The 13,453-nt window shown below is 47.1% G+C and carries 13 protein-coding genes; 12 read left to right on the plus strand and 1 reads right to left on the minus strand.

Annotated features, from left to right (window positions below; translation table 11 throughout):
• Positions 1–99 precede the first annotated feature (99 nt).
• The 12 genes from csrD to CIK04_RS02835 all read left to right on the plus strand — a co-directional run bounded on the left by csrD (position 100) and on the right by CIK04_RS02835 (position 12,743).
• Positions 100–2,097 (plus strand): RNase E specificity factor CsrD, encoded by a 1,998-nt coding sequence (gene csrD, locus CIK04_RS02780; protein ID WP_046030786.1) that lies wholly within the window; start codon positions 100–102, stop codon positions 2,095–2,097.
• A 12-nt stretch (positions 2,098–2,109) separates the two neighbouring features.
• Positions 2,110–3,570: an MSHA biogenesis protein MshI gene (locus CIK04_RS02785; RefSeq protein ID WP_097353524.1), complete on the plus strand. Its 1,461-nt coding sequence runs from the start codon at positions 2,110–2,112 to the stop codon at positions 3,568–3,570.
• A complete protein-coding gene (gene gspM / locus CIK04_RS02790) occupies positions 3,567–4,217 on the plus strand; it encodes a type II secretion system protein GspM (protein WP_039449544.1) in 651 nt (216 codons plus the stop codon). Before CIK04_RS02785 ends, gspM begins: the two co-directional genes overlap by 4 nt.
• Positions 4,210–4,530, plus strand: a complete 321-nt coding sequence (locus CIK04_RS02795; RefSeq protein WP_011079393.1) for an MSHA biogenesis protein MshK — start codon at positions 4,210–4,212, stop codon at positions 4,528–4,530. The genes gspM and CIK04_RS02795 overlap by 8 nt, the downstream gene beginning before the upstream one ends.
• A 15-nt stretch (positions 4,531–4,545) precedes the next feature.
• Positions 4,546–6,192: a pilus (MSHA type) biogenesis protein MshL gene (mshL, locus tag CIK04_RS02800; RefSeq protein ID WP_097353525.1), complete on the plus strand. Its 1,647-nt coding sequence runs from the start codon at positions 4,546–4,548 to the stop codon at positions 6,190–6,192.
• A gap of 7 nt (positions 6,193–6,199) precedes the next feature.
• On the plus strand, positions 6,200–7,048 hold the full coding sequence (locus CIK04_RS02805; protein ID WP_038940909.1) for an ExeA family protein: 849 nt from the start codon (positions 6,200–6,202) through the stop codon (positions 7,046–7,048).
• On the plus strand, positions 7,045–8,166 hold the full coding sequence (locus tag CIK04_RS02810) for a tetratricopeptide repeat protein (protein ID WP_045591476.1): 1,122 nt from the start codon (positions 7,045–7,047) through the stop codon (positions 8,164–8,166). The genes CIK04_RS02805 and CIK04_RS02810 overlap by 4 nt, the downstream gene beginning before the upstream one ends.
• Positions 8,163–9,887, plus strand: coding sequence for a GspE/PulE family protein (locus CIK04_RS02815; RefSeq protein WP_011079397.1), 1,725 nt, complete (start codon positions 8,163–8,165; stop codon positions 9,885–9,887). The genes CIK04_RS02810 and CIK04_RS02815 overlap by 4 nt, the downstream gene beginning before the upstream one ends.
• Before the next feature lie 9 nt (positions 9,888–9,896).
• Positions 9,897–11,117, plus strand: coding sequence for a type II secretion system F family protein (locus CIK04_RS02820; RefSeq protein ID WP_038940912.1), 1,221 nt, complete (start codon positions 9,897–9,899; stop codon positions 11,115–11,117).
• 3 nt (positions 11,118–11,120) lie between these two features.
• A complete protein-coding gene (locus CIK04_RS02825) occupies positions 11,121–11,582 on the plus strand; it encodes a hypothetical protein (RefSeq protein ID WP_038964211.1) in 462 nt (153 codons plus the stop codon).
• A 78-nt stretch (positions 11,583–11,660) separates the two neighbouring features.
• Entirely contained in the window at positions 11,661–12,239 is a 579-nt protein-coding gene (locus CIK04_RS02830) for a prepilin-type N-terminal cleavage/methylation domain-containing protein (RefSeq protein WP_011079400.1), read from the plus strand.
• 33 nt (positions 12,240–12,272) lie between these two features.
• Positions 12,273–12,743 carry a type II secretion system protein gene (locus tag CIK04_RS02835; protein ID WP_097353526.1) on the plus strand — a complete coding sequence of 157 codons (471 nt, stop codon included), beginning with the start codon at positions 12,273–12,275 and terminating at the stop codon, positions 12,741–12,743.
• A gap of 104 nt (positions 12,744–12,847) precedes the next feature.
• Here CIK04_RS02835 and CIK04_RS02840 read toward each other — a convergent pair.
• Positions 12,848–13,453, minus strand: a 606-nt coding sequence (locus CIK04_RS02840; protein ID WP_176463274.1) for a transposase, incomplete at its 5' end; no start/stop codon positions are given.

Genomic DNA, 13,453 nt, shown 5'->3' on the forward strand with positions numbered 1-13,453 from the left:
ACACTTCTCACATCTACTGAGAGTAGATTGTTAACCATTCACTTATCAAGTATATAGAAATAAACGGTATATGATGAATGGAAAAGGAATTCGGTGTTCATGAGGTATACCCCGACTCTCAAACTCAGTACTCGACTTGTAGCCTTCGTTACAATGATCGTTATCAGTGCCATGTTTATCCTCTTTATTGGTGGCACTCTCTCATTTAAAAAGCTTGGTCAGGAATATCTCAACCACTATTTGGCGGGCATTGTCGAAGTGTTGGATAAAGAGATGGAAGATCCTGATGCCGCATATTCTATGCAGCGTTGGATGCCGAAAATGCTGCAAGCTTCCAATATCGTGGAAATGAAGCTTTCTACTGATACTGGGGTGGTCTACCGTTTCAAGGACACCTCGCCGCAAATTGATGTCAATCGCCTTTATGAACAAAGTTATGTGCTGCAGCGCAATCCTGGGTACCGCGTCGAGTTCAAAGCGACACCGCCTTACGTTGGCTTTGGCTATTCGTTTCAAGCGTTGTGGTCGATTACCTTAGCGGTTGGCCTGATCATTTTTTGTTTAATGCGTGGTGTGAAATGGCTGAAAGAGCAGTTATATGGCTCAGAGCTATTGGAAGAGCGCGGACGCATGATTTTGGCTGGGCGAGTAGAGCAATACGCCAAAGGTGACGAGCGAGAGTGGCCATACACGGCAAGTGAAGCGTTAGACGTGCTGATTGAAGAGCTGCGCGATGCACGTCAAGAGCGCAGTCGTTTTGATACGTTTATTCGTACCCAAACTTTTCTGGACAAATTGACGGGCACGGCGAATCGGGTGCTATTTGACAATAAACTGGAATCAGCGCTGCATGAGAGTGGAGCGCAAGGTGCGGTGTTATTGATGCGCATTACGGATTGGAAAAGTGTGTCAGAAGAAAATGACAAACAAATGGCCGATGAATTTGTTATTGAAGTTGGCAGCCTCATTTCCAATTTGGTTCAGCGTTTTCCTGAAGTGGTCTTCTCACGCTATTACCCGTCCGATTTCGCTCTCTTTATCCCCCATTTAGGTGCCAAAGAAGTGGCCAATCTGGCGTCGCAGTGCATTCGTCAGTTGGAGAAGCTCAATCCTCCTTACCCACTGGATAAAGAAAACTGGTGTCACATTGGTGTCACTATGTATCAGGAGGGGGAACGACACAGCCAAATTATGGATGAAGCGGAAACCGCACTGCGAAGTGCTCAATTACAGAGCAATAATAACTGGAGTCGATTTAAGAAGTGGAATCATATTGACGAAACAAGAGGCAGTGTGAGGTGGCGTACCATTTTTGAGACAGCTATGTCGACTGAAAATGTGCTAGTCTTCGGACAATTGTCTTATTTATTAGACGGTCAGCAGTTAAATCCGTTGCATACTGAGTTAACATGTCGAATTGTTGATCCAGAAAACGGCATTGTGAAAGCCTCTCGCTATATGTCTGCTTTGAAGCAGGTTGGGTTTGAGAGTCAAATGGATCGAGCGGTCATCGGCAAAGTGTTTGCTCATTTACGTGCGAATTCTGAGAATATCGGCAAATTGTCACTGAACTTGCACGTCACGCCGTTTGCCAACCGTCATTATTTCAAATGGTTCCGAGACGAACTGCTACAGTTACCTAGTGAGTATCGAACAAAATTGAGTTTTGAGTTTGTTGAAAGTCACTTAGTAAGGCATCTGGATTATATGAGACCTGTGGCAAAAATGTTGTCGGGTTTGGGTTGCCAACTGGTGGTCGGGCAAGCTGGTAGAACCATTGTGAGTACGCATTATTTGAAAGATTTGGGTGTGGATTACTTAAAATTACATCGAAGTCTGACAAAGAAAATAGAACAACGCCATGAAAACCAGTTGTTTGTTCGTAGTATGCTGGGTGCAGGCGCAGGGACGAAAGTGAGAGTCATTGCGGTTGGCGTTGAAACCAAGCAAGAGTGGTCAACGTTGGTTGAGCTTGGCATACATGGTGGACAAGGGCGCTATTTCTCCGTTGAAAATCAGTGGTTACCGCCAGTCGTGACTACTGTGGAAGAAAAACAAACGAAAACGGCAAGACGCAATCGCTGGCGTCGAAAATAAGAAGAAAAACAGATGAATGTGAAGTCATTGCTCGAAAAATTGAGAGGCCAAGCTAACGGCGGGGAGCAGCGTTTTGTCATGCTTCAGCCTGATGCTGTCTACTTTGCCGCTCAAGGCGAGTTGAGTAGCGAAAGTGCCACGTCTCAAGCGCTTTTCGAACCTATCGATGAGAGTTGGGAAAAGGCACTTGAGAAAGTATTGCAGTTACAGTTCACGCCTGGTGAAAAGGTGACTGTGTTACTGGCCAGTCATCATTACCAAGTTTTTCAAATAGAAAAGCCAGCGATTCCACGAGAAGAGTGGCCGTCGGCTTTACCTTTCCTAGTCAAAGACCTTATTTCTGAACGCCCAACCGAAATTGTCGCTGATGGACGTTTACTTCCGAATAGCAACAAGCTGCAAGTGTATGTTCTGTCGAAAAAGATCGTGGATAAACTGCTGGATTTGATTGTTCGAAATCAGTGCGAGTTACATTCAATTGTTCCCGAAGACGAAGTTTGGGCGCACAGTGCTGGTGAGTTGGCCAATTTTCTTCTACTGCAACGCAGCGCCAAAGGGCAATTCAAACTCGGTGCCTTTGTTGAACATACGCCGATGTTCCAACGAACCATTCGTTCCGTTTTTCCTCCATTAACTGGTGAAGCCGCCAGTGCCCTTCAGCTTGATGGGTTGGCACTGGAGCTACAACGTTCCATCGATTATCTGTCATCACAAATTAAAGGCGTCTCCCTCAATCAGCTTAAAATTTGCTGTGATGAAGAAGATCACGCAGAACTTGTCTCGGCGCTCAACGAGCGCTTAAGTGCGAATGCATCAGTATTAGATGAAGAGGGAAGGCTCTCTGGCAACATCGTTGTGGATTGTGCAGCGCAGCTCGGTATGGCTGAAATCAATCTTTATCCTGAGCACCTTAAGCCTAAAAAAGAGCTGTTCACGCTCAACAATGTAGTGGCGGGCTGGGGGGGGATCGCGGCGATTTTCTTGATGGTGTACGCCTTCGCGTTATGGCAGCAACGCGCCGTCGATAATCAACTTGCCAGTGTGCAAGCGGAGTCCCAACAACTGACTCTGCAGCATAGTCAACTGCAAGCCAAGTTAGACCAGCATAAACCTTCTTCAGAAAAAATGGCGGCGGTGGAGCGTTTAAAAGTAAAAGTTCGAGCGCAAGAAGCGTCGTTAAACGCGATTAGCCAATACGATACGTCATTGCAAACAGGGTATTCTGGCATGATGTTGTCGTTAGCGAAGCTCGGTAGGAATGACATTTCGCTGACGGACATCAGTGTGGTGGGGGCGAATTTAGACGTGAAAGGCCTTGCGATCAGCGCCAATGCGGTGCCGAACTGGGTAAACCAGTTTAAGCATGAACTGCCTCTGGTTGGTCGCAGCTTTGATAAGGTGAAAATCGGACGTAACGAAGACGATGTCATCACGTTTGAACTCAAAACGAAAGCAGAAGGTAAAGGCCAATGAAGCAGCAGTGGAATGCTTGGAATGACAAGTTTCTTGCCTTGAGTGGCCGAGAGAAGTGGCTGATTACGCTCTGTGGTTTGGTGGTGACTGTACTGCTGTTATTTACCTTGGTGATTGAGCCTGCTTGGAAGCAGTTAGCGGCGAAAAAAGAACAACTGAGTAGCACCATTCAGCATAATCAGAAGCTACAAGGCGACATTTTGGTAATTCAGGCTAAGCTCAATAAAGACCCAAATAGAGAAATTGACATCGAAATGAAGAGCTTATTGGCGCGAAGTCAAGAACTCGGCATGCAATTGTCCGAAGTGATTGGCAATCTGCTTTCTCCTAGCCAAATGGCGGAATTGCTGGAGACGGTACTCGATAAAAGTAGTGGCGTTAAGTTGATTTCATTGGAGTCGTTGCGTGCAGAGCCAATAGAGGGTAACCCAGAAAATTCTGAGTATTCGGGGTATTACGTTCACCCTGTACGATTAGAAATGACAGGCGACTTTTTCGCGATTCAAGGCTATTTGAGTAAGCTTGAGAATTTGCCAGTGAAATACTATTGGCGACGCTTCCACTACCAAGTAGAGGAGTATCCTCAAGCTCGTGTGGTGTTGGAAGTTTATACGTTAGGAACAAGACAGGAGTTTATTGGTGGTTAGATTTCTTCTGTTATCACTGTGTTTCGCTGGTGGAAATGCGTATGCGACTCAAGATCCAACGGCTCCGCTAGGTTGGACGAAGCCCGCTCAAACCAAGCCAAGTGCACAGAGACAATATCGCTTACCGACGTTACAAAGCATCGTATGTCAGTCACCGAAAGAGTGTGTCGCGATTTTAAATGACGATGTGGTCAGTGTGGGCGAAACCATACGCGGTTATAAAGTCACTCAAATTGATTCTGATGTGGTGACATTAAAGCGAGGCTCCAAGCTGTGGAAATTAGAGCTTTTTAATCTGGATATAAAAGAATAATAAGGTTTGAATCAAATGCGCAAGATTGTAGTTGGAGTTATCATTGCCTCGCTAATGGGGTGCTCTATGGGGCACAGAGATCCCGTTGAAGTCAAACAGACCTTAAACCAGTCCATCAATGAGGCAAATAGCCGAGCACTGGATCAGTTGCCACCTTCTGTGGAAGAGGACTTAATGCCGGAGCTGGAAGCGGCCAATACGGCAGGCAGCAATACGGTGAAGCGTTTTCGCATTAAAGCCAGTGGGGTTGAAGCTAGGCAGTTTTTCACCTCCCTGATTAAAGGCACGGAATTCAGTGTCGCAGTTCATCCCGATGTAACAGGGCGTATCACGCTGAATGTCAGTGATGTGACGCTCGATGATATCTTATTGATCGTACAAGATATGTATGGCTACGATGTGATCAAAACGGGCAAGGTTATTCAAGTTTACCCTGCGGGTTTACGCACCGTGACCATCCCGGTCGATTATATCCAGTTTCAACGCTCTGGTCGCTCTTTGACCAGTATCGTGACCGGCTCTGTGACCTCGACGGGCTCTACCAGCTCCGGCGGTGATTCTGATTCTAATTCCAATAACAGTTCGAACAACTCCAATAACAGCGGAGACAACACAACCACAGCCAGTGGTGGCACCCGCATTGAAACCATTACGGAAAGTGATTTCTGGCCGTTATTGCAACAAGCGGTGGCGGGCTTAATTGGTTCTGGTAAAGGACAAAGTGTCGTCGTGACACCTCAAGCTGGGGTGATTACTGTTCGTGCTTTCCCGGATGAGATTCGCGAAGTAAGGCAATTCCTCGGCATTTCTCAAGAGCGCATGCAGCGCCAAGTCATTCTTGAAGCCAAAATTCTTGAAGTCACCCTGAGTGACGGCTATCAACAGGGGATCAATTGGTCGAACATCTCGGCGTCGATTGGTAATTCTGGCAGCATCGTAGTGAACAGACCGGGCTCTACCGTATTACCTGGCTTAGATGCCATTGGTTCACTGCTCGGTGGGCAAACCAATGTAACGATCTCTGATGGTAGCTTTGAAGCGGTATTAAGTTTCATGTCTACTCAAGGTGACTTGAACGTGCTTTCTAGCCCGCGTGTTACCGCATCGAACAACCAGAAAGCGGTCATCAAAGTGGGTAACGATCAGTATTACGTCACTGCACTTTCGAGCAATGCAGGCAATGGTGAAAACTCCAATGCCGTCCCTGAAGTGACGCTCACGCCATTTTTCTCGGGTATTTCTCTCGATGTGACTCCACAAATTGACGATAAGGGTAATGTGTTCTTGCATGTACACCCTGCGGTGATTGAAGTGGAAGAAGAAACCAAACAATTGAATCTGGGGGGCGACTTCCAAAACGTCACTCTTCCCTTAGCCAAAAGCTCAATTCGTGAATCTGATTCGGTGATTCGTGCTCGTGATGGTGACGTGGTGGTTATTGGTGGTTTGATGAAATCGAACACGATTGAACGTGTGTCTAAAGTACCATTTTTAGGTGATATTCCAGCCTTGGGCCACCTGTTCCGCAATACATCGAACTTAACGCAAAAAACGGAACTGGTTATTTTGCTTAAGCCAACGGTAGTGGGTGTGAACACTTGGCAGAAAGAGTTAGAGCGTTCAAGGGATCTGCTTCAAGAATGGTTCCCTGATCAGCAGTAGTTTAACCATGTATTTGCAGCACTTTGGTTTTCACACTCAGCCTTTTTCGCAAACCCCAAACACCGAGTTGTTTTTGGGGTTAGCACCGCACTTTGAAGCGATTCAAACCGTCATGGCGGCGCTGGACATGGGAGAGGGGATCGTCAAAGTGACTGGGGAAGTGGGCACAGGTAAAACCATGGTATGCCGCATGTTGATTGATCAACTGAGTGATAAGGTGAACTTGGTTTATCTGCCGAATCCCGTGTTGAGTGGCCATGAGTTGCAAATGGCTATTGCGCGCGAAATGGGGCTAAAAACCTATGACAGTGTGAGTTTGGTACCACAGATCCAAGACCGTTTGATAGGCATGCGCCAACGTGGTATGCGTACTGTGTTGTTAGTGGATGAAGCTCAAGCATTACCGCTCGAAGCGATGGAAGCATTGCGTCTGTTTGGTAATTTAGAAACCGAGCAAGAGAAATTGTTACAGATAGTGCTGTTTGGTCAGCCTGAGCTCGATGAACGTATCGCCCAGCATGAGTTAAGGCAATTTCGTCAGCGTATAACGTTTAGCTGCCAACTACGGCCACTGACGATTGAAGAAGGCGTTGCCTTTATCGATAGTCGCCTAGCGAAGGCGGGAGATGGTGAGCTGCAATACCTCACCACAGAGCAAAAAAAAGCACTTTGGCGCGGGGCCGGTGGCATTCCTCGTTTAATCAACCAGTTGTGCCATAAGGCGTTTTTGTTGGCCTATATGCAACAACAGAAAAATGTCACTAATCAACATTTATTTACCGCGATTCATGACACTTATGATGCGTGTAAACCTTTGTTTAAAACCCCGGTATTGTGGGGATGGAGAGCATCTTGAGCGAGATAAACAAAGCGCTTGCTGAATTGGCAAGTCAAAAGTCGCAACCTGCTCAATTGCAAAGAGCGGAGCTGCCAAAAGTGACCTCGGTGAAACCGATTGTATGGATTGCCACTGGATTCGGTTTGAGCTTAGCCGTTGGAGGTTGGGCAATCACACAATCCGCGCCTGTTAGCCAAAATTACTCTGAGCCTGTGACTACGACGGTTGTCACGGTTGCCGAAGAAACCTTACGCTCTCCGACACAAAAAACACCATCCGAGGGCGCGCAAAGTGTCACTGTTTCTCAGCCGAACATTGTTACGACTGCGCGAGTAGAGAAGACAACATCAGTCGCTCCCTCTTCAGTAAAACCTGCAACAGCGCCAAGCAAGTCGGAAACAACGCTGGTAGCAAAAGCCGTTACGAAACCATCGGCTACGGAAAATCAGTCGGTTTCTCACGCAGCGCAAAGCCAAGAGAAGGCTCAAGCCCCCGCGGTGCAGAATGCGCCTGCTGTGGAAAACAGCATGTTGGTTGAACAAGTTGAGTTAACCCAAGAACAGCTAGCCGAAAAAGCCATTGGTCGAGCGGAAAAAGCGCTGGATGCCAATAACTTGCAAAATGCTTTGTCTGCCTACAGCGACGCTCTGCGCCATACACCCAACAACGAAGTGGTGAGACAGAAATTAGCGGCACTCTATTTTGGTAAAGGAGACAGCCGCAAAGCGTATGAATTGCTTCAGGCTGGGATTGCTCTCAATCCAGAAGGGGAAACCTTACGCATTGCATTAAGCAAAATGCTGATCAAAGCCAATCAAAACGAAGCTGCACTAACCCCATTGGTGGCACTTTACGATGATTCTGGGAAAGAATATCTCGCGATGCGCGCCGCGTTAGCACAAAAAATTAAGAAAGATGACATTGCATTAGAGAGCTATCAGCGCCTAAGCCAAATGGACAGCGAAAATGCACGCTGGTGGCTGGGATTGGCGATTCAACAAGAGCGGGCATTGGATTTCAAATCGGCGCAAGTGTCTTATCAAGCCGCATTGAGTAAAGTTGGAATATCCAATCAATCACAACGTTTTATCAAAGATAGACTCGCGCTGTTACAAAATTTGGAGAGTGCACAATGAAAGTAAGATTAAGAAAGCGACTTGGTGATCTTCTTGTTGAGGAAGGCATTATCAATGAAGCGCAACTTGATCAAGCACTCGGCGCACAAAGAAGTGGTGGGCGTAAGCTTGGCGATACGCTGATTGATTTAGGTTTTTTGTCTGAGCAACAGATGCTGGCGTTTTTGTCTCAGCAACTTGATCTGCCTTTAATTGACTTAAATCGAGCTACGGTCGATATCGATGCAGTGCAGTTGCTACCAGAAGTGCATGCTCGTCGTTTACGTGCATTGGTGATAGGCCGTAACGGCGACACGCTGCGCATTGCGATGAGTGATCCTGCCGACCTGTTTGCACAAGAAGCGTTGATCGGTCAGCTAGGACAATATGGCATTGAGTTTGTTATCGCGCCAGAAAGGCAACTGGTGGAAGGCTTTGATCGCTATTATCGCCGTACCAAAGAGATCGCCAACTTTGCGGAGCAGTTGCAAGCGGAACACCAAGTCAACGACGCATTTGATTTCAATATTGAAGATGACGACAGTGATGAGGTGACCGTCGTTAAGCTCATCAACTCGATGTTTGAAGACGCCATCCAGGTGGGGGCATCGGATATCCATATCGAACCGGATGCCAATGTGTTGCGTTTGCGCCAACGTATTGATGGCGTGCTGCACGAAACCTTGCTGAATGAAGTCAACATCGCGCCAGCATTGGTACTGAGATTAAAACTCATGGCCAACTTGGATATTTCAGAAAAACGTCTGCCGCAAGATGGCCGTTTTAACATCCGCTCCAAAGGTCAGTCGGTGGATATCCGTATGTCGACCATGCCAGTTCAGTATGGTGAATCGGTGGTGATGCGTTTGCTCAATCAATCTTCCGGAGTCAGAAAATTAGAAGACTCAGGTTTGCCGGACGATCTTTTAGTGCGCCTACGCCGACAGTTGAAACGTCCGCACGGCATGATCCTTGTAACTGGCCCTACAGGCTCCGGTAAAACCACCACGCTGTATGGTGCTCTAACAGAGTTAAACCAACCGGGGAAAAAGATCATCACAGCGGAAGATCCGGTTGAATACCGACTGTCGCGTGTCAACCAAGTGCAGATCAATCCGAAGATCAACCTTGATTTTTCCACCGTGTTAAGAACGTTCCTCCGTCAGGATCCCGATATCATTTTGATTGGTGAGATGCGTGACCATGAAACGGTTGAAATTGGCCTGCGAGCGGCGCTGACCGGTCACTTAGTATTGAGTACCTTACACACCAATGACGCCGTAGACAGTGCGCTTCGTATGATTGATATGGGTGCTCCGGGCTATCTGGTCGCGAGTGCTGTACGTGCTGTGGTCGCGCAGCGATTGGTGCGTCGTGTCTGTCCGGATTGCAAAACAGAAGATCACGTTGGCGAGTCACGTAAAGCGTGGTTGGCACAGCGATTCCCGAATCAAGTGGAAGCTGGCTTTGTGAAAGGGCGCGGTTGTCAAAACTGTAACTTAACAGGTTATCGCGGCCGTATTGGTGTGTTTGAAATGCTGGAACTTGAACATGGAATGATGGACGCATTGCGCGCCAATGATGCCGTCGAGTTTGCGCATGCTGCGCGTCGTTCGCCTGGCTATAAACCTCTGTTAGCGTCGGCAATGGAGCTGGCGCTACAAGGCGTAGTGAGCTTAGACGAAGTGATGAATTTAGGCGAAGGTGACTCCTCTGGGGTTGCTGAAGCGATCATTATGTAAGGTTAAACCATGGCAACCTTTCATTACCAAGGCAGAACGCTTGATGGCAACAAAGCCAATGGACAAATCGATGCGGTGACCTCAGAAGCGGCTGCTGAGCAATTGATGAACCGGGGGATCATCCCAATATCGATAACCCAAGGTAAAACGGGGTCTGGGCTCGATTTTGATCTCAATGCGTTATTCGCTCCAGCGGTGCCATTGGAGATCTTGGTGCTCTTTTGTCGCCAGTTGTACAGCTTGACCAAAGCAGGGGTGCCATTACTGCGTTCGATGCGTGGTTTGGTGCAAAATTGTGAGAATAAGCAACTTAAGGCTGCCCTTGAAGAGGTCGTGGCGGAATTGACCAATGGTCGCAGTTTATCGGCGTCCATGCAGTTACACTCAAAAGTGTTTAGCCCTTTATTCGTCTCAATGATTCATGTTGGGGAAAATACGGGTCGACTGGATCAGGCTTTATTGCAACTAGCCAATTATTACGAGCAAGAGCTGGAAACGCGTAAGCGAATTAAAACCGCCATGCGTTACCCAACTTTTGTGATCAGCTTTATTGTGGTGGCGATGTTTATCCTCAACGTCAAAGTGATCCCACAGTTTGCGTCGATGTTCAGTCGATTTGGGGTGGATTTGCCATTGCCAACGAGAATTCTGATTGGCATGTCAGAATTTTTTGTTAACTACTGGATGCTGTTGGCGGGATTCATCGTAGGGCTTATCTTTGGCTTCAAAGCCTGGGTCGCGACGGCGGATGGCCGAGAGCGTTGGGATAAATGGCGATTAAAGTTCCCCGTGGTTGGCGGGGTGGTCAACCGTGCTCAGTTGTCGCGTTTTTCACGCACGTTTGCGCTGATGCTCAAAGCGGGCGTGCCACTGAATCAGTCACTGGCATTGTCGGCAGAAGCGATGGGCAACCGTTACTTAGAGCTGAAGATCCTTAAAATGAAAGCCGACATTGAAGCGGGTAGCCAAGTCTCTGTTACGGCGATAAACAGCGGTATTTTTACCCCTTTGGTGATTCAGATGATTTCCGTTGGGGAAGAGACGGGTCGTATTGACGAGCTCTTGATGGAAGTAGCGGATTTCTACGATCGAGAAGTGGATTATGATCTGAAAACCCTTACGGCTCGCATTGAACCGATTCTATTGGTGATCGTGGCGGGCATGGTATTGGTGTTGGCGCTGGGTATATTCCTACCAATGTGGGGGATGCTCGATGTTATCAAAGGTTAGCGTGTGATTCGGGATAGTCATCGTGCCAGCCTAGTGCTTTGGTTGGCATTAGTATTGGTGATGATGGCGGTATTTGTGCAGTGGTGGCGACCGGTTGAATCGGAGGCATCTAAAACGGCAGCCCAAGTCTCAGTCAAGAGAATGTTAGAGCGAGCAAACCTGTATAAGCAGGAATGGCTCTTGCAGGGAAAACCTAAGCAGATAGAGATGGATGGACAAGCCATTCCTCTTTCTACTTATGGGTGGGTGCCCTTAATTGGTGAAAATGGGCAGCCAGATTGTCAGAGATGGTTAGACTTTCACTCTCCAGAACGTCGTATTTTGGAATCTCATTTAACCAATGTAAGCGAAAGTAAGATAAATGAAACCTATCAATGTCAATTTAACTACCAGAATGGCTTATTAATTGTGGTAAGTCAGCAACATAAGATATTGAAAATTAGTGTCGAAAATATGGCAGAATGATATTTTTTGACGCATTGGTCTATTTTGATATTCAAAGATAGGTATAATAGCCGAAAACCTATAAGTGAAAGGTTGAGTATGAAACAAAATCAAAACGGTTTTTCTTTGGTTGAATTGGTTGTGGTGATTGTGGTTGTCGGTTTATTGGCAGTTGCAGCGCTACCACGATTCTTGGATGTCACTGACGCTGCGAAGAAAGCCAGTATTGAAGGTGTGGCAGGTGGATTTGCGACGGGGGTTTTATCTGCGCGCGCGCAGTGGGAAGCCGAAGCTCGTCCGTCAAGAAACATCAATAGCCAAGAGCAAAATACCGTCAACTACGATGGTGTCGATTTTTGGTTAACGCGTTCTAAAGACGCTTCGAATGCCGATACGGGCTTCCGAGATGGTTATCCTTGGGGCTTAGCGGGCAACTTTGCGAGCTATCCAGCAGCGCTAACTGGCCAAATGTGTGTAGACTTAATGGAGAACCTTCTGCAAAACCCACCAAAGGTTGGTATTGAAGGCTCAGGCACCACAAGTGATAACGGCTTCAAATATTCCGCATCGGCTGACTCAGCAAATGCTAAATGTACTTATATTCAACTTGACGGCAACACTAAGCATCAGTTTGAATATGAAGCGAAAAATGGTCGTGTGACCGTAACTTTGCAGTAACCCTGCACGATTTAAACATAGAGAGAGAACACTATGAAAAGACAAGGCGGTTTCACCCTGATTGAGTTAGTTGTGGTGATTGTAATTCTAGGTATTTTGGCAGTAACTGCGGCTCCGCGTTTTCTAAATCTGCAGGATGATGCGCGAGCAGCGTCGCTTCAAGGTCTTAAAGGCGCGATGGAAGGGTCGGCAGGTATTGTTTACGGTCGTGCTGCTATCGATGGTAAAGAAGGCGATGCAACTGGTCAGGCAGTGTCTGTTGGTAGCGATACAGTGAAACTAACGTGGGGCTATCCAGAAGCATCAACCGATGGTATCGGCAACGCGGTATCTGGCCTTTCAACTGATTGGGCTGTAGTTGCTTCAACAGGAACAACTTCAATTTCATACAGCTTCAAAAGTGGTGTGACGGGCGCGACTGCTAACAAATGTTCAGTGACGTACGCACTGAATACATCACCAAGTAATGCTCAACCTACTATTACGGTAAATGATTGTAATTAAAGGTAAAGGCCAGCTTAGCTGGCCTCAGATTGATGACGAACCCCGCTTTTTAAGTGGGGTTCTTTTTTGGAAGCGACCGTAGGTCGCGATCGTGATATTTTTTGTTATATCGTGCGCAGAAGTTTCCATTCATTACATGGGTATACAGAAGCAAGTATCTGCCTTATTTCTGCCATATTTAAGCCCATTTTTCGTAGATAGTTCACCACCAACGCWATCTTCTTGATGTTTTGGGCTGCCGCTGCCAACCAACATTGCATTTGCACATTGGCTAGACCTCGGAAGCGAGCATAACGATGACCATGATGTTGCTTGGCGTCTGCAAAGCTCCGTTCTACTGTTTCACTTCGACGTCGATAAGTCTTCTTGCCATAGGAAGAGAGCCGCATTTGATTTGCTCTCTCTACGGCATCGCTATAGATATGCCGAGTAATCACTTTCTTCATGTTTTTGCTTTGAGTGCAGTCATCCCTCATTGGACAGAACGCACACTCTTTCGGGTCTGAGTGGTATTCTCGGTAGGCATCGCGAGATGTGGTTTTATAAAGCAACGCCTGACCATTCGGACATTGGTAGCTGTCTCTTTGCGCGTCGTAAGTAAAGTGTTTCTTTTTGAACGCATTTTTCGTTCTCGATGGACGTCGATAACCGAACACGCCAAGAATACCTCGACGTTCAAGTGACTCTGCCACTGGAGCGGTAAAGTAGCC

The organism is Vibrio sp. 03_296, assembly GCF_002265885.1.

Coding starts and splice junctions, on each gene's coding strand:
- csrD (WP_046030786.1), top strand. CDS start 100: ATGAGGTATACCCCGACTCTCAAACTCAGTACTCGACTTGTAGCCTTC.
- CIK04_RS02785 (WP_097353524.1), top strand. CDS start 2,110: ATGAATGTGAAGTCATTGCTCGAAAAATTGAGAGGCCAAGCTAACGGC.
- gspM (WP_039449544.1), top strand. CDS start 3,567: ATGAAGCAGCAGTGGAATGCTTGGAATGACAAGTTTCTTGCCTTGAGT.
- mshL (WP_097353525.1), top strand. CDS start 4,546: ATGCGCAAGATTGTAGTTGGAGTTATCATTGCCTCGCTAATGGGGTGC.
- CIK04_RS02805 (WP_038940909.1), top strand. CDS start 6,200: ATGTATTTGCAGCACTTTGGTTTTCACACTCAGCCTTTTTCGCAAACC.
- CIK04_RS02815 (WP_011079397.1), top strand. CDS start 8,163: ATGAAAGTAAGATTAAGAAAGCGACTTGGTGATCTTCTTGTTGAGGAA.
- CIK04_RS02820 (WP_038940912.1), top strand. CDS start 9,897: ATGGCAACCTTTCATTACCAAGGCAGAACGCTTGATGGCAACAAAGCC.
- CIK04_RS02830 (WP_011079400.1), top strand. CDS start 11,661: ATGAAACAAAATCAAAACGGTTTTTCTTTGGTTGAATTGGTTGTGGTG.
- CIK04_RS02835 (WP_097353526.1), top strand. CDS start 12,273: ATGAAAAGACAAGGCGGTTTCACCCTGATTGAGTTAGTTGTGGTGATT.